Consider the following 17,260-nt stretch of genomic DNA (forward strand, 5'->3'; position numbering starts at 1 on the left):
TTATTCCTCCAATCCTTTCTTCAAAAGCTCCTTCGCTTTTTTCAGTCTCGTTTTTATCGTGTTTTCCTTTATCTCTATTACTGTAGCAATCTCTTTAATTGATAATTCTTCATAATAAAATAGATAAATGACTTCTCGATATTTGATCGGTAAATTCATTACTGCAGACGCGAGCTCACGGTCCTCGGCATTTTGCATAACAGTTTGTTCGACACTATCATTTTGAACCCCCATATAAGCAGATTCATCCTCTGTCACGATCACCTTTTTGTTATACCAACTTTTTATATAGTCCTTACATTGATTAATCGCAATTCTCCATAACCACGTTTTCACATTCGACTTCCCTTTGTATGTATGAAGAGATTTATAGCATTTCATAAATATATCTTGCGTTACATCCTCAGCAATTTCTTTATTGTTTACATATGAATACACAAGCTGCAAGACTTCTTGTCCATACTTGTTCATAATTTCATCGATAAGGAGTTCCTTATCTTCTATTTCAAACGCTTCTATCATTAATTCATCCACATCATTTCCTCCTTCCCATATATTAGACGACGCACTGTATGGAAAAGTTTTATAAATTTACAAAAAAATACAGAGGGTAATAACGTTTTTTATAAAACACTTCCTCAGCAACTTACATATAATAAACCGAATAGTCGTTACAATACATTCACCTAAAGAGCGCCTCTCTCCCAAGGCGCTTTTTAGGTTTGTAATAAGGGGGGCTTAGTTTTTCTATCTTCAAGATTCCCCCTCATCGCTAAATGAAAAAGAGAACCGATTTAATCGAGTCCTCCTTCTTTCTAACACTCACTTAAAAAATCTAATATTTCATGGCCATACAAAGATGGATCGATAATATCAAAACCGATACATTCTTCATACAAGTGTAGTATTTGAAGTTCTATACATAACGCAGCTGTTTGTTCTTGTTGATTTATTGCTTTTCTAGTTCTGCCGTGTATTTCATTTGAATGTTGTTATCAGTATCCTTATTTTTTAGTTATGTTTATTTAACAAGAAATAAAGTTGGTTATGACAAACCAACCATTTAAAACTAGGGCTTTTCATCCATTTGTCTTGTTCCCTATTTTAAAACATAATACAATTAAACTGTAACTTAATAAGCTATAACTAGTAGGTGTGGCAATCATCTCTTCCATTTCGAAAAAAGGGGGAGGTGATAATATGATCGCGATGTTTGTAATGAAATTAATGTACGGTATCCTAACCGGAGCTGGCATTGTCATCGGTAGAAGATACGTCGGTCCGTGGCTAATTTCTGTATACAAAAAAGCGAGAACCACCCTGCTTTGAACTGGACCCGAAAAGTTAGACATATATTTAAGCAGCTAATAAGGATTGAATTCTGTATTTTACAGGAGGCAATCCTTTTAATTTTGCCTTAATCCTTTTATTATTGTAATAATAAATATAATTCTCTAGTTCTTCCCTAAAGTGTTCCATACTTTCAAAATCTTTAAGATAAAGTAATTCAGATTTTAATAAGCCAAAGAAATTTTCAATGACTGCATTATCTAAGCAATTTCCCTTACGGGACATACTTTGAGTTATATTATTTTCTCTTAAAATATATTGATATCTATCCATTTGATAGTGCCAACCTTGATCTGAATGAAGGATAGGAGTATCTTCTTTATCCAAGCATTTTAAAGCCTTATCTAACATCCTTTCGACTAGAAGGAATGTAGGGCGTTTCTCAATATTATAGGAAATAATCTCACCATTAAACAAGTCTAGAATAGGAGATAGGTAGAGTTTTTCACCAAACAAATGAACTTCAGTAACATCTGTAACCCACTTTTCATTAGGCTTAGAGGCCTTGAAATCACGCTTCAAGACATTTGGCGCTACCTTCCCAACCTTCCCGCGATAAGAGCGGTATTTAGTGATTCTTACCAACGATTTTAACCCTAATTGATTCATTAAGCGAAGGACGGTTTTGTGGTTAATGGTATAGCCCTGATTACGTAATTCAAGTGTGATACGCCTATAGCCATATCGCCCTTGGTGTTCCTGAAAAATCTGCTTAATACTTTCTTTAACCTCGTTATATTTATCTTCACGACTCATTTGTTTCACCCAGTAATAATATGTACTACGAGCCATTTCAGCCGCTTTAATCAAGTCGATAATTTTATATTCATGCCTTAACTCATATATTATGTGTGCTTTGTCTTTTTCAGAGATTGTTGTTTTTGTTGAATTAAGGCGTGTAACTTTTTTAAATAAGCATTTTCCATGCGTAAGTATTCAATTTCTTTTTGTAAATCATTTTGAGAGTTAATATTTTGTTTTTTCTTAGGTGCAATAGCCTGTTTCTTCTTCACAGTGGAGTACCCCTTACTTGTTTTACGAAGAGCATCTATCCCCTGTGATTCTAGCATTGATCGCCACTTCCTAACGGTACGAGGAGATGGAACGTTGAACATAGCGGCCGCTTGTAGGGGCGAAGCTCCTGTATTGTTCATAAAATTCAATACTTCCATTTTAAACTGAATGTCATACCTTGTACATTTAGAGTTTAAGGACTCTATTCCTTGTTCTCTAGTACGTGCCACCCACTCTTTTAATAACGATATACTGACTTGATATTTTTTGGCAGTCACTTTAAAAGAATCATTTGTATTTAAATAATGTTCAACGGCATTTCTTTTTAATTCGAATTTATATTTTCTAGACATAATAAAACCGCACCTCCAATTGTTAGTTATTTGTCTAACAAATTGGGTGCGGTTCACTTCGTGGAAAAGGTAAGGGCGGTTCTCGGCTAAAACGTTAATGTAATTTTCTTATAACCGCACCTACTACCACCACAATAGCAAGTTAGGTTACAAAGGCAGAAGTTTCTCAGGCTTCTGTCTTCTTTATTTTATGCAAAATTCATACTATATACTTTACCATCATTGTAACACATTTTATTTATTTTTAGTCAAGATAAAAAACACCTAAAGAGTTTCTCTTCAGGTGTTTCTCTATTTTACGCTAATGCAGCTGCATGCTCTTGTTGATCTACAGGAATGACAGCGTCTGTTAATGCTTTTTCTAGTTCTGCTGTGTATTTCATTTGCTCTTCTTTACTCCAGCCTAGTTTTGCAGCCATGTAGTTGATTACTGCTTCTTTCCACTCGTATACCCAGTGGATGTTGAAGAATACAGCGCCTCTGCGGCGTACGAAGAAGTCGACTGGTTTTGCTGTCATTTCGTAATCCATTGCGTATACAAGTGGGATTAGAACGTCTAGCGGCATGTTGTATTCTTTCGCTTCGTCTTTATGTTTTTTCGCTAATTCGAACAGTACGTCTACGTTAGAGCCATAGAATTTCGCGAATTCTTCTGCTTGTGCTGTCGTTAAACCGTATTTCGTACCCTCGCCTGCTTTTTTCGCGATAAATGCTGGTAATCCTTTAGAACCATCTACATGTCCACCAGAGATTGGCATATGTTTCGTTGTGCTCTTCGGATATGCACTATGGCCTTCTTTTTGTAGTAAGTTCGTTACGTAGTCTACTACCATTTCAGCCATTTTGCGGTATCCTGTTAATTTACCACCTGCGATTGTAATTAAACCAGATTCAGAAGTCCAAATTTCGTCTTTACGAGAAATTTCAGATGCACTCTTACCTTCTTCGTAAATTAACGGACGAACACCAGCCCAGCTTGATTCGATGTCTTTTTCCGTAATTTTTACGCTTGGGAACATGTAGTTAATCGCATTAATAATGTACGTGCGATCTTCTGTTGTCATTTGTGGTACAGCTGCGTCTTTATCATAGAACGTATCTGTTGTACCTACATAAGTTTTCCCGCCGCGCGGAATCGCGAATACCATACGTTTATCTGGTGTATCGAAATAAATTGCTTGCCCTAATGGGAAACGTTTTTGGTCAATTACTAAGTGAACACCTTTTGATAACTGAAGTACTTTTCCTTTTTTCGAGTTATCTTTTTCACGAAGTGTATCTACCCAAGGACCAGCTGCGTTTACAATTTTCTTACCGTAAACTTCGTATACTTCACCATCTAGTAAATCGATTACACGTACACCACATACTTTTCCATCTTTATATAAGAAACTATCTACTTTTGCATAGTTAACAGCTTTTGCACCGTGCTCAATTGCTTCTTTCATTACTTCAATTGTAAGACGCGCATCGTCTGTACGATATTCTACGTAGTAACCGCCGCCTTTTAATCCTTCTTGTTTTACAAGAGGCTCTTTCTTCAGCGTTTCTTCACGGTTAAACATTTTTCTGCGCTCGCTTCGTTTTACACCTGCTAAGAAGTCGTATACACGAAGACCAATTGATGTACTGAATGATCCGAACGTACCGCCTGTATGGAACGGAAGTAACATCCACTCTGGTGTTGTTACATGGGGACCGTTCTCATATACGATCGCACGCTCTTTCCCCACCTCTGCTACCATTTTCACTTCAAGTTGTTTTAAATAACGTAGACCACCGTGTACAAGCTTCGTTGAACGACTTGATGTACCTGCTGCAAAGTCCTGCATTTCAAACACAATTGTTGATAACCCGCGTGTTGCTCCATCTAATGCAATACCAGAACCAGTAATACCTCCACCAATTACGATCACATCTAATTCTTGTTTATTTACTCCGTTTAATACGTCTTTACGTTGTTTACTTGAAAATTTCATGGTAATTCCTCCCTTTGATAACGAAAAAAGAGACCACAAACTCCGCTATAGATTTCGCCTCTATAGCGTGTTGTGGTCTCTCCAAATCTCCTACCGAATTATTAACTTGTCACCATTATAACACTGTTTATGATTATTTGAAAGCTTTTGTTGCTTCAATTGCTTTTTTCCATCCAGCATATAGCTCTTCGCTTGTTTCCGCTTCCATTGTTGGTTCAAAGCGTTTGTCCATATGCCACTGTTCTTTAATTTCATCTTGGTTTTTCCAATATCCAACCGCAAGACCAGCTAAGTACGCTGCACCTAAAGCTGTTGTTTCATTGATCACTGGACGCTCTACAGGAACGTCTAAAATATCACTTTGGAACTTCATTAAGAAGTTATTTTTAACTGCTCCGCCATCAACACGTAATGTTTTCAGTTCAATACCTGAATCTGCTTCCATTGCGCATAATACGTCTTTCGTTTGGTAAGCTAAAGATTCTAATGTTGCACGAATGAAATGCTCTTTCGTCGTACCGCGTGTTACACCAAACATAGCACCGCGTACTTCACTATCCCAGTAAGGTGTACCTAATCCTACGAATGCTGGTACAACGTATACACCGTCAGTTGATTCAACGCGAGAAGCATACACTTCACTCTCACTTGCATCTTTAAACATGCGCATTCCGTCACGTAACCATTGAATTGCAGAACCTGCTACGAAAATACTTCCTTCTAATGCGTAGTTTACTTTACCATCTATTCCCCATGCAATTGTTGTTAATAGACCATGCTCAGAAGCTACTGCTTTTTCACCAGTGTTCATTAACATGAAGCAACCAGTTCCGTAAGTATTTTTCGCCATACCTTCACCGAAACAAGCTTGTCCAAATAATGCTGCTTGTTGGTCACCAGCTACACCGGCAATCGGTACATTTTGCCCGAAGAAGTGATAGTCGATTGTTTCTCCATACACTTCAGATGATGGACGTACTTCTGGAAGCATGCTCTTTGGTACTGTTAACATGTCTAGAAGTTCATCATCCCATTGTAAGTCGTGAATGTTAAACATTAACGTACGTGATGCATTTGAGTAATCCGTTACGTGCGCTTTACCACCGGATAGTTTCCATACAAGCCACGTATCAATTGTTCCGAATAATAGATCGCCGTTTTCCGCTTTCTCTCTTGCACCTTCAACGTTATCTAAAATCCATTTTACTTTCGTACCAGAGAAGTATGCGTCAATTAAAAGACCTGTTTTTTCGCGAACCATTTCGCCATAACCTTTTTCTTTTAACTCATCACAAATTTCAGCTGTTTGGCGAGATTGCCATACGATTGCGTTATAAATTGGTTTGCCTGTTGTTTTATCCCATACAACCGCTGTTTCACGTTGGTTCGTAATACCGATACCAGCGATTTGTTCTGGTTTTACATCTGCTTCGCTTAAGCAAGTTGCGATAACTGCTAAAATAGATCCCCAAATTTCTTGCGCGTTATGCTCTACCCAGCCTGGCTTTGGAAAATGTTGTGTAAATTCTTTTTGAGCTGAATGAACAATTTCACCTTTTTTATTGAACAGAATTGCACGTGAGCTAGTTGTTCCTTGGTCTAATGAAAGAATATATTTTTTCATATCGGTTTCCCCCTTATGCTACTTTTCTACTATTTGTATTGCTTCCACTTTTTTTGCTTGTCATATAAGAGATTGCTAGTACAATCACAGTTGCAATAATTACATAAATAAGTGCTGCATTTTGTTTTCCTTCAAATACAACTTGATGGAATAATCCTGCAAGTGATCCACCTAAAATTGGACCTACTACTGGAATCCATGCATACTTCCAGTTTGAACCGCCTTTTCCTGCAATCGGAAGGAAGAAGTGCGCGATACGCGGACCTAAATCACGTGCTGGGTTGATTGCGTATCCTGTCGTTCCACCTAATGATAAACCAATACTTACAATTAAGAAACCTACGATAAATGGATTTAATCCATCTGCAAATTTATTTGCACCAATTGCTAATATACCAAATACTAAAACGAATGTTCCAATCATTTCACTTAAAAGGTTTGCAAATGTGTTCGGAATTGCTGGACCTGTTGCAAATACGCCTAACTTTGTTCCTGGATCTTCTGTTTCTTTCCAATGTGGTAAGTAATGTAAATATACGATAACTGCCCCGATAATTGCCCCAATCATTTGTGCTGCGATATAACCAGGTACGTCACTCCATGGGAACGCTCCCTTAAATGCTAATCCTATCGTTAAAGCTGGATTCAAATGTGCCCCACTAATTGATCCAACCGCATATGCTGCAACCGCTACTGCTAAGCCCCAGCCCATTGTAATAACAATCCAACCAGAATCTTTCGCAAACGACTTCTTTAAACTTACACCAGCACAAACGCCGCCACCAAGTACGATTAACAACGCAGTCCCTATTAACTCTCCTAAAAATGCTGACATAGTATCCCTCCACAATCAATTTAAACGCTTTCAAATGTGATAGAGGTAAAATGAATGGCCATTCGTTTTTGTCAAAAGAAAAAGACCCACAGCTTTGCACGCTTCTATATAAATTTATATAGAAACAATGAAATGTGGATCTCTTCTTTTCTCCGTCACGTTTATTAACTTGTCTATAATGTTAACCGTTAATGAAAGCGGTGTCAACAGAATTATTTCACATTTTCGTCACTTTTTTTGGTAATGTTTCCATAGTTCGCGTTTTGATGTCGTAATTGCTGTCGCACCAGCATTTAAAGCTCTCTCTACATCATCCACTGTACGAATGAAACCACCTGCTAAAATCGGTACACCAGTACGCTCTTTCACTTCAGCGATCACGTCCGTTAATGCTCCAGGAAGTACCTCTATATAATCCGGTTTCGTCTTATCTAAAAGATTGCAGCTCTTCTCCATTGCACTCGAATCGATTAAAAAAATACGCTGAATTGCCACAACACCTTTTTGCTTCGCCTTCATAATCACGCTCGCCTTCGTTGAAAGTAACCCGTACGGTCTAAACTCCTGACATAAATATTCCGTCGCATGCCCATCACTCTGCAAGCCATGAATTAAATCCACATGTAAAAACACCTTTTTACAATATTGCTTCGCAAGTGATATAACACTCTTCAATTGGCCGACATGAATATCTAAAATAACGATATACTCATACGAACTATGTAATAGCTTTTCCAAATCTTTAATTTGCCTCACTGCCGGCAAAATCTTCTGTTCATGAAATTCCATTCTATACGTCCCCTTCTTTATGTCGTCCTATCCTTTATAGTACACAATTTGAGTGAAAAGAACAGCTGGTGTAGGGGATTTCTTTCATTTTTCTCGTTCTTCTTTTAAACGTTTACTAAAAATCATACTATGTTTCTCACCTATCTACGTCTAGTATGAGCAAATACATGATGATGAGTAAAGCGAGTTGTCGTTGCGTTGGCTGTGCAACTTGTGCATTACAGCTTATAATGGTGCTATTTAGTATGTACATTCTATATGCTATGTTCCAATAATAATTTCCCGAACAATAACCGTGCTTCTTAACATTGTCGTTTTGTGTCGGTAAGTCGATATATTGAAAAAATCGTTGATATATTTCAGAAAATGAAAAAGTGGATAACGACATGTTATCCACGCTCCCATAATTATAATAAAACAGAATCCTTATCACTATCCTGATTACGTTTCTCGCGTTCCTCTGCTAAACGCTTCATATACACTTCGCCTTCTTTTTCAATAAACTCATTATCCATCTCTTGCTCTTTTTTTGAAGTATATAAAACCATGTAGCCACTTAATACGATTCCAACGATTACAAGATACACCCACCATGGTAAAGTTTCCACTCTACTTCATTCCTTTCCTTAGACAAGCCTTATTAGTTTCACTGTATGAGGAAAGAAGTGGATTTATGCTTAAAATTTTATCATTGTGGATTCTTCGCGAAGAACGCTTGTACATATTCCATAAACTCGATTGGTTCCTGGCGAAACGGTGCGTGGTATCCTTTTTCAATAATATGGAACGTGCTATTCGCAAATAGCTGATGATACAGTTCACCATTTTTCCAAGAAACGCTCTTATCATTTCTACCCCATATAATTAAAGTCGGCACCCTAATTTTATCGGCTTCCATCGCAATGCGGCGCTCTCTCATTTTCGTCAGCTGATCATAGTGCTCTTTATCGTCACGACTATTTTTCACTTCATTTTTATTGTAATCCGTAATCTCAGTTACAGTTTGTAAGTCTGTCGATAGCGGCGGCACTTCATAACTTTCTTTTTGCTGGAAAGACTCTATTCCTGTAGAATCCGCTAAAATGAGATGCGTTACTGCATCCGGATATAAATATGCTAAATTGAGGGACATCTCTCCGCCCATCGAATGACCAAGTACTGCGAATTGATCATATCCAAGCTTCTTCATTAACTTATAATATAAATTCACTTGCGCAGGAAACGAATACTCAAAATCAGTTGGTTTAGAAGAACGTCCAAACCCTAAAATATCAACTGCAATAATTGTATGGTCTCTCGCAAGTTCCGGATAAATATCACTAAATCCATCTGAAGAACCACCAAACCCATGCAGCATAAGTAAAGGAGGCTTTCCCTCACCAATTTTCTTAAAATAAATCGTCTGCCCGTCAATTTGTGCCATACTCTCTTTCGTATTCAGCTTCATCATAACAGTATCTTTCACTTCTTCGACCTTCGCAATCGGCTTATCAACGAAGTTACATACGATAAGTAAAACGAGCACAATACCGCTAATCATATAAAACTTAAACCGTTTCAACATTCCCGTCTCCTTTCTCTTGTTGCTATTTAAAGTTTTTACATTATTTGGTTGTTTTATAATTAATTTTAATTGTAACTAACTTAGTTACAATTATATCAAAAAAATATTACTCACTTCTATTAGTGATGGTTATTTTGTAACTATTATAGTTACATATTTAAAGTAAGTCAATTCTTTTCTCTGCATGGCCTAATAACAAAGAAAAGGACCTCGTTGTGAGATCCCTTTCTTTGTTATTATAGTTGGCTTACTCCGCCGCCGTCTCCTCTATTATCTGCTGGTGCTCCTCCTGTGTCACCTCTAGTATAATCTGGTTTTACTGGCGCTCCTCCGTCGCCTTTATTAAAGCTAACATAGTCTGGTCTTGCTGGTGCTCCTCCTGTTTCTCCTATATTTAATGCTTGATTTGTAAACGCACTGTTAACTCCAATTGATAACGCACCTACTAGCGCAATCCCTAACATTCCAAAGTGAATCTTTTTCATTATTTTAGCGCCCCTTTTTTTAATAATTTTTTCTGAGCTTTATGACTCATGTAAAAATAATAACTTGCTTTATTGTGATTCTCTTCTTTATAAAACCTTAGAGCTAACATTTCAGCGTATTCCTGTATACACTCCCATAGCTCTTCTTTTTCAAAATAAGTAATACCTTCTAAAACTACTTGCTCTAAGCTTAATGTAGGTGATTTTTCGTTTACACTTTTCAAAATCATAAAACGATAGTGAAACTCTTCCTTATTTAATTCTTTACAAATATCCAAACCTTTTTCAACCAGATCTGCTGCCAATTGATATTGCCCTAATTTATAACATTCACGTGCTTCAACAAATAGCGCTTTAAAAAATTTCGGCTGTTTTTTTGTAACTTCGGATGCATGGCGAACTGCAAGTTCCGATAAATCTTGACTAGCATACAAAAAGGCTAAATTATGACGCACCATTAAAATATATTTTTCATAATTTACCTTTTGGAAAATATCCATAGCAGCATTAAAGCTTTCTTCCGCGAGTTCATAATTTTTCAAATCTACACAGCACAGACCAAAAGCATTTTCACATAGCGCTATATTTATTTCACAACCTATATGTTTTTTGAACTCTTCTTTCGCTTTTCTCAAATAGTCAATTGCATTAACTTGTTGATATGTCTGATAGTAAAAATTACCCATACGATAATCAAACTCTGCATTTTCTAAAGAATGCGAAACGTATTTCAGTAGTTCATTTGCTTTTTCATAACTTTCCTTTGCATCGCTATATTTAGACATTGAAGTGCAATATATTCCTTTAAAAAAATGATAATAATATGCTAAAAATCCTTTAGTTGGAATTTCAAAAGATTCTATTCTCTCAAAACTATTTTCTTTTATATTCAACCAATCCGTCAGCATTTTATATCTAAAATCTAATAAGGTAAAATACAAAGATAACTCCTGATCCACGTCCAAACCACTAATCTTACTATCAATCTCCTCTTTCATTTCTGTGGCTTTCTCTATATTTTGCTGCAACATTACACGATACCAATCATCTAAAGAATGTTTCATTTGCTCCCTTGTTACTACATCTACTCCCATACACTCGCATCCCCTTTTCTTAAGCTTGCAAAATTAGGATATTTATACAATTATCAAAATTGTATAGTATCACCTCTTTTCTATGTATTGAAAAATAATTGTCAGAAAATTTATAATTTAAATGAATTATACCAAATATTTCTATTTAGAAAACTTGAGAAACATTTTTCAGAAAATTTCGTAGAACAAATAAAGTGAAACTTTAATCAGTGGGGGTTCTTCATCCCCCACTGATTATTAGTTAAACCAATCGGGCATTAACGGGCAGCCCGACCCCCACCTAACTTATTTGCTTTCCCTGAATTTTGAGATGGGGGTCTTACTGCCCTGCCCATTAAAGCGGGATAAAAATAACCTTAGCTCAGCAAATATCCGAACTAAGATTACTTTAAGTACAATGCTTCATGATTCTTATTCTATCTTGGCGCAAGTTAAACAATAGAGTGTATATCAAAAATGGATTTTCTGAATACTTCCGAATTAGAACCGTAAAAATGAGTTTATAAAATTGTACACTTGATTTTCACATAATGAAAAAAGAGCACTGAACAAATATCAGCACTCTTCCTCATCACCCTCGTTATTTACACACAGTTGTTCCGCTATTTCTTGTACCCGTTCCATCGTTATTCCTTCTCTAAATTCCACTGCTAGAGGATGGTCTGTCGGCTCTAGTTCAATATAAGGACGAATACCATCGGCTCTTGGGTGAACCATCGTTTTTAAACTTACTGTTTCCAGCTCATATGGTAAATCTGTAGAAAGCCACCCAAACATTGGCTCTAACAGTTCTTGTTTATCCCAGCATTCATTCACCTTATCAAAATTCGCTTCACTCAACGAAACCCATACACCCCATATGAAATGTTCATTTGTACCAATGATAGGAATTTCAATACTCCCTCGCATAAAGAAGTGTTCTCCATCCATCACGCATAAATCATCGTTCATTTCAAATCTATCTTCTCGCTCTTCAGGTTCAGCATCATAATAATAAACAGGAGCTGATGATCCATAGCTCCTTGGAATTTCTTCATGATATGTACCGCAGCACCTACAAGTATATCCACTTATTTTCGTCATTCTATTCCTCCATCAGTTTTACATTCATTTTAGCAAAATACTTATACAGCGAAAATAAAAAAACAAGCAGTTCCAGCGATCAGCTAAAACTACTTGCTCTCCTACTTATTATTGCTACTCTTTAATAAATTCCTTCGTACTTCTCACTGTATCAATTGGACGAACTAATTTTTCGATTTCTTCACGTTTTGGCTCTAAGAACGGAGGTAATGATAATTTTTCGCCAAGTGTTTCGTATGGCTCATCTCCCATAAACCCTGGGCCATCTGTTGCAAATTCAAATAAGATTTGTGGTGCAACTCTTGCGTATAATGACTCGAAGAAGTGACGGTCTACATAACCAGATGAAGGAAGCCCTACACTGCTGATTCTCTCGATCCATTCTTCTAATACAGCGCGATCTTCTACGCGGAATGCAGCATGGTGAACTGTACCAAAACCTTGTCGTGCTTCTGGAAGAACCGTATTATGTTCTACAATAACAGATGCACCGTTTCCGCCTTCATTTACTTCAAATAAATAGAATTCTCCTTCTTGCGCAACCTCTTTAAATAATAGAACTTTTTCTAGCACTTCTTTGAAGAAGCTAAAGTTTGCAATGCGGATAAATACAGGGCCTAAACCAGTGATTGCATATTCTAATGGAACTGGACCTTTTTGCCATGGTGTTCCTGATTCGATCCCTTTATCAAGTTCATCTGAGATTAATTGATAGTGTTGGTCATCAAAGTCAACGAAAGAAAGAGTTTTCTTACCAAATTGCTCTTTAATTCCTGTATGTTCCACTTCCAGACGGTCAAAGCGTTTTACCCAATACTCTAATGCCGCATCAGTTGGAACACGGAATGAAGTTTTTGAAATTTCATTTGTACCGTGTACTCCTTTTGGAATACCTGGGAAGTCAAAGAATGTCATGTCTGTTCCTGCACTACCTTTATCATCTGCAAAGAATAAATGATACGTTTGAATGTCATCTTGGTTTACTGTTTTTTTAACTAAACGCATTCCTAAAACGTGAGTGAAAAACCCATAGTTTTTTTCTGCACTACTTGTAATCGCTGTAACGTGGTGAATTCCTTTTAATTGGTTCATTTTATATTCCTCCAATAGTTTCAATTTTTATATTTTCTCTTCTATTACTTCTCTTCAATAGGTGCTAATTTCGCTTCAATTTCTGCACGCTGATCTTCTAGGAACGGTGGTAAATCAAGTTTTTCTCCTAAATGTTCTACATCGCCATCAACTGTAAATCCTGGTCCATCTGTCGCAATTTCAAATAAGATTCCGTTTGATTCGCGGAAATATAAGCTTTTAAAATAGAAACGGTCGATGATTCCTGAAGACTGGAAGCCTCTTTGTATCACCTGTTCTTCCCAATAAGCAAGCTCTGCATCATTTTTCACACGAATTGCTAGGTGGTGAATGCTACCGCGGCCCGGTTTTTCAGTAGGACCATCTAAATATTTCACAACGATTTCTCCAAAAGCCTCGCCTTTAATGGACTGAAAAATTGCTTCCTCTTCGCTGCGGCTAACCTCTGTATAACCAAACATCTCTGTAAGTGTACTCGCCATTTTATCAAGTCTACGAACTGTCATTTCCACAGAACCCATTCCTTGAATTTGATGCTTTGCAGGAACTTCTGATTTCTCCCAAGTTTCCCAGTGCTCTACTTTTTCTCCGTTTGAAACGAGTAGTACTAAGCGAAGACCTTCAGCATCCTCAAACTGCAAAGCAGGACGATTTGCATATGTTGTTATTTCACTATGTTTTACATCAAATTCCTCAAATCGCGCTTTCCAGTAATGTAAGCTTTCCTCGGAAGGAACGAGTAATCCAATTCGAGTAATCGCATTCGTACCGCGGTACGTTTTTCCTACTAAAGGAATTTCAAAAAACGATAATTCCGTACCTGGACTTCCTGTTTTATCTCCATAAAATAAATGATACATTGATGGATCATCTTGGTTTACTGTCATTTTCACGCGACGTAAACCAAGCACATTTTTATAAAAGTGATTATTTTCATTTGCATTTTTCGTAACCATTGAAATGTGATGATGCCCTTTAATTTTATACATTCGTAATTCCTCCGTTTCATTTTACTAGTCAAGTGATACCTAAAAAATAATATGCTTCTTAGCTTTTTAATTTATTCTCATTATATTTTTGTACATTCATCTTAGTTTTTACTGAATAAGTTACTTTGTTTTGTAAATCAAAAGCAAGTGAGTGTATGTTTTTCATATGACTCAATCGCTTTCGTTACTATCACTTTACACCTCAAGTGATTAAAAAGCAAGAGATTTATCTCAAATTCGAGATATTTTTTTATTGCATAACATTTTGAACTGGAAAACGATGAATTTCTATATGGGGTAGCGTCATAAGAATGTGGATTTACAACGCTAAGTCTTTTTTATAAACTTTTCCTTACGTTTTCATGTATCCATTTCCGCATCAGCTGTAACGTCCCTCTAACATAATTGTTATCATATCTCTTCCTTCTAATTGGAGCGGAATTTGATAAGAGTGATGCGAACACTGCATCTTCCAATCTGTTTCCCATTCTATTTGTTCATCCGAACGAAACTGAAGAGTTGCTTGAAGGATTGGAAAACGTGCTTCAGTTCCCCTAAATAGGAAGTAAGTATGTATCACGTTTATGATGATTTGAGCAAGGGGATACTGCAAAAGTGGTGCAATGAAAGGGGAATATAAAATAAGAAGATCAATCTAGAAAGAATATCTAGTTCGATCTTCTTTTATTTCTCATTAATGCATTTTTACCCTTAAAATAAAATACTCAATAGGTGGATTATTCTTCATATCCTCAAAATCAGGTCTAATTTTAAAGTCAAATTCATTTGTTATATCGCTCAATGAATAAAGGTTTGTTCCATCTACACTTGTATGAGGAGCAATATATCCTCTTTGATCCCAATTCCCTTTGAAATCTGATGGTATTGTACTTTTTCCGTTTTGTTCTATTTTAGCCCCAGGTGCACCAGAAAAAATAGTTTGGTTTGTAGTGTTATTAATTGTGTACTTCACACGAACTATATTATCAGCTTGTTCAACTTTATGAACTGTAACAATAATCCCATGTTGTTCTAAAGTTACACTTGTAGCCGATTGCTCTTGATTTTGATTAGGTTTTTGTTCATTATTGTTTGAATTATTATTCGAGTTATTACTATTATTAGTGCCCCATTCATTATTTGTATTAGTGTTATTATTACCATTAGAATTGTTTACATTGCTGTTATTGTTATTATTGCCATTAGAGTTATTTGCATTGCTGTTATTACTGCCATTAGAGTTATTTGCATTGCTGTTATTGTTATTATTGCCATTAGAGTTATTTGCATTACTGTTATTGTTATTATTGCCATTAGAGTTATTTGCATTGCTGTTATTGTTATTATTGCCATTAGAGTTATTTGCATTGCTGTTATTATTATTGCTTGAATCATTATTATTGTTTTGTTGTTTACTAGATTCAGCATTTGTTTTTTCTTTGTTATCAGTTACACCACAAGCTGCCATAGAAAATGCCAATCCCGTTGCTAATAAAATTTTTCCCGATTTTTTCTTCAAATATTTCATGGTATCCTTGTCTCTCCCTCTTCAGATCCTATTGTCATTTTAAAAAAGAATACTAGATCCTTCTCAAATAATCCAAAAAATCCCTTTATATGTATATAATTTTACAAGAAGTCACCATTATAGTCAAAGTTATTTGTATAATTAGAAACTTAAATCAATTAGGTGCATATTAAAAAGAAAGAACAAAAAAAAATTTCACGTGAAATGTAACTTATATAGACTTAACTTGATAGAGATGGGGGCTCACCCACATTGTAATGAAAATATACTTTAAACAAATTTCAACATAAAATTTGGATCTTATTTTTAGACCTATTGTAAAGGCTGAAGAGATTCTAACTTTAATATCTGTCATATTCAATCGACACACATCTAAAAAGTTGATACGCTCCCATTCTAGTGGAAAAATATGTTTTATTAGTTCTTCGTTACACCCATGCGTACTTCTTAACTATTTCATTTAATTTCCAATAAAAAAAACAGCCTCACTAAGCGTATTAACACTTAATGAGGCCACTTTATTCACACTATTAATTATGAAACGACGGCTTATAGAACGAACGATTATCAAGAGCAAAGACACGCTCAGTGTATTCACCTGGTTTTGTGCGTCCTAATGCGCGGTCCATCATGTTCATTTTTGCATCTAAGTTATCGATGTAATGCAGAATTTCTGCTTCTTTTACTAATGGTGGTTTTGGGCTACCCCATTCTGCTTTTCCGTGGTGAGAAAGAACGATATGTTGAAGAATTAATACTTCTTCTGCATCGATTTGCAGCTCATCTGCTGCTTTCCCAATTTCGTTCACCATAATCGAAATGTGGCCTAGTAAATTTCCTTCTAACGTATACGTTGTAGAAATTGGGCCAGATAATTCGATTACTTTACCAAGGTCGTGTAAAATAACGCCTGCATATAGTAAGTCTTTATCTAATGATGGATATAGATTTGAGATAGCTTTCGCTAAATCAAGCATCGATACGACGTGATAAGCTAGTCCAGATACGAACTCGTGATGGTTCTTCGTCGCTGCTGGATAGTCTAAAAATTCGTTTTGATGCTTATTTAATAAATGTCTTGTTAGACGTTGAATGTTCGGGTTTCTCATTTCAAATATGTATTGCGTAATTTTCTCAACCATATCTTCTTTTTTCACTGGTGCTTTTTCTACGAAGTCTGAGATATCCGTAACTTCATTTTCATTCGCAACACGAATTTGTTTCACACGTAATTGAATACGGCCTTTGTAATTTAAAATATCACCAGCTACTTTCACGATTGTTTCCGCTACATATTGTTTCTCAACTTCTGGTGATACATCCCATAACTTCGCTTCAATATCTCCACTTGGATCTTGTAAGATTACTGTTAAAAATGGCTTTCCATTGCTTGCGATACCTTTTGTCGCTGTTTTAATTAACAAGAAAATATCGACTTGTTCACCAACTTCATACTCTGCAATTTTCTTTTTCATTCGAAT

The 17,260-nt window shown here is 36.1% G+C and carries 16 protein-coding genes; all 16 read right to left on the minus strand.

Annotation, left to right across the window (positions count from 1 at the left end):
* Complete coding sequence (locus LMD38_RS21260; RefSeq protein ID WP_062821502.1) at positions 1 to 534, minus strand: sigma-70 family RNA polymerase sigma factor; 534 nt, start codon at positions 532 to 534, stop codon at positions 1 to 3.
* A 545-nt stretch (positions 535 to 1,079) separates the two neighbouring features.
* Positions 1,080 to 1,304, minus strand: a complete 225-nt coding sequence (locus LMD38_RS21265) for a hypothetical protein (RefSeq protein WP_228920392.1) — start codon at positions 1,302 to 1,304, stop codon at positions 1,080 to 1,082.
* A gap of 52 nt (positions 1,305 to 1,356) precedes the next feature.
* Positions 1,357 to 2,717, minus strand: a protein-coding gene (locus tag LMD38_RS21270; RefSeq protein WP_085963576.1) for an IS3-like element ISBce15 family transposase whose coding sequence is annotated in 2 segments (ribosomal slippage) — positions 1,357 to 2,261 and positions 2,261 to 2,717 — 1,362 coding nt in all. Because the reading frame shifts where the segments join, the coding sequence is not laid out codon by codon here.
* 296 nt (positions 2,718 to 3,013) lie between these two features.
* Complete coding sequence (gene glpD / locus LMD38_RS21275; protein ID WP_000672816.1) at positions 3,014 to 4,696, minus strand: aerobic glycerol-3-phosphate dehydrogenase; 1,683 nt, start codon at positions 4,694 to 4,696, stop codon at positions 3,014 to 3,016.
* A 133-nt stretch (positions 4,697 to 4,829) separates the two neighbouring features.
* The gene (gene glpK / locus LMD38_RS21280; RefSeq protein WP_000759987.1) at positions 4,830 to 6,320 is read right to left on the minus strand and encodes a glycerol kinase GlpK; all 1,491 of its coding nucleotides are present in this window, start codon (positions 6,318 to 6,320) and stop codon (positions 4,830 to 4,832) included.
* 13 nt (positions 6,321 to 6,333) lie between these two features.
* Positions 6,334 to 7,155 (minus strand): glycerol uptake facilitator protein GlpF, encoded by an 822-nt coding sequence (glpF, locus tag LMD38_RS21285; RefSeq protein ID WP_001272193.1) that lies wholly within the window; start codon positions 7,153 to 7,155, stop codon positions 6,334 to 6,336.
* Positions 7,156 to 7,383: 228 nt separating this feature from the next.
* Positions 7,384 to 7,944 carry a glycerol uptake operon antiterminator GlpP gene (gene glpP, locus LMD38_RS21290; RefSeq protein WP_000394284.1) on the minus strand — a complete coding sequence of 187 codons (561 nt, stop codon included), beginning with the start codon at positions 7,942 to 7,944 and terminating at the stop codon, positions 7,384 to 7,386.
* 407 nt (positions 7,945 to 8,351) lie between these two features.
* Positions 8,352 to 8,552, minus strand: coding sequence for a sporulation YhaL family protein (locus tag LMD38_RS21295; RefSeq protein WP_000449227.1), 201 nt, complete (start codon positions 8,550 to 8,552; stop codon positions 8,352 to 8,354).
* An 80-nt stretch (positions 8,553 to 8,632) separates the two neighbouring features.
* Positions 8,633 to 9,505, minus strand: a complete 873-nt coding sequence (locus tag LMD38_RS21300) for an alpha/beta fold hydrolase (protein WP_153019346.1) — start codon at positions 9,503 to 9,505, stop codon at positions 8,633 to 8,635.
* 239 nt (positions 9,506 to 9,744) lie between these two features.
* Positions 9,745 to 9,993 (minus strand): Phr family secreted Rap phosphatase inhibitor, encoded by a 249-nt coding sequence (locus LMD38_RS21305; protein WP_016716707.1) that lies wholly within the window; start codon positions 9,991 to 9,993, stop codon positions 9,745 to 9,747.
* The gene (locus LMD38_RS21310; RefSeq protein ID WP_016716706.1) at positions 9,993 to 11,087 is read right to left on the minus strand and encodes a response regulator aspartate phosphatase; all 1,095 of its coding nucleotides are present in this window, start codon (positions 11,085 to 11,087) and stop codon (positions 9,993 to 9,995) included. Before LMD38_RS21310 ends, LMD38_RS21305 begins: the two co-directional genes overlap by 1 nt.
* A 555-nt stretch (positions 11,088 to 11,642) precedes the next feature.
* Positions 11,643 to 12,170 carry a DUF2199 domain-containing protein gene (locus LMD38_RS21315; RefSeq protein ID WP_062821072.1) on the minus strand — a complete coding sequence of 176 codons (528 nt, stop codon included), beginning with the start codon at positions 12,168 to 12,170 and terminating at the stop codon, positions 11,643 to 11,645.
* 114 nt (positions 12,171 to 12,284) lie between these two features.
* Positions 12,285 to 13,262 carry a ring-cleaving dioxygenase gene (locus LMD38_RS21320; protein WP_228919979.1) on the minus strand — a complete coding sequence of 326 codons (978 nt, stop codon included), beginning with the start codon at positions 13,260 to 13,262 and terminating at the stop codon, positions 12,285 to 12,287.
* A 44-nt stretch (positions 13,263 to 13,306) separates the two neighbouring features.
* Entirely contained in the window at positions 13,307 to 14,251 is a 945-nt protein-coding gene (locus LMD38_RS21325; protein WP_062821071.1) for a ring-cleaving dioxygenase, read from the minus strand.
* Positions 14,252 to 14,945: 694 nt separating this feature from the next.
* Positions 14,946 to 15,779, minus strand: a complete 834-nt coding sequence (locus tag LMD38_RS21330; protein ID WP_228919981.1) for a hypothetical protein — start codon at positions 15,777 to 15,779, stop codon at positions 14,946 to 14,948.
* Positions 15,780 to 16,309: 530 nt separating this feature from the next.
* A complete protein-coding gene (yhaM, locus tag LMD38_RS21335) occupies positions 16,310 to 17,254 on the minus strand; it encodes a 3'-5' exoribonuclease YhaM (protein ID WP_000726638.1) in 945 nt (314 codons plus the stop codon).
* Positions 17,255 to 17,260 lie beyond the last annotated feature (6 nt).

The organism is Bacillus pacificus, from assembly GCF_020861345.1.
GTDB classification, from domain to species: domain Bacteria; phylum Bacillota; class Bacilli; order Bacillales; family Bacillaceae_G; genus Bacillus_A; species Bacillus_A pacificus.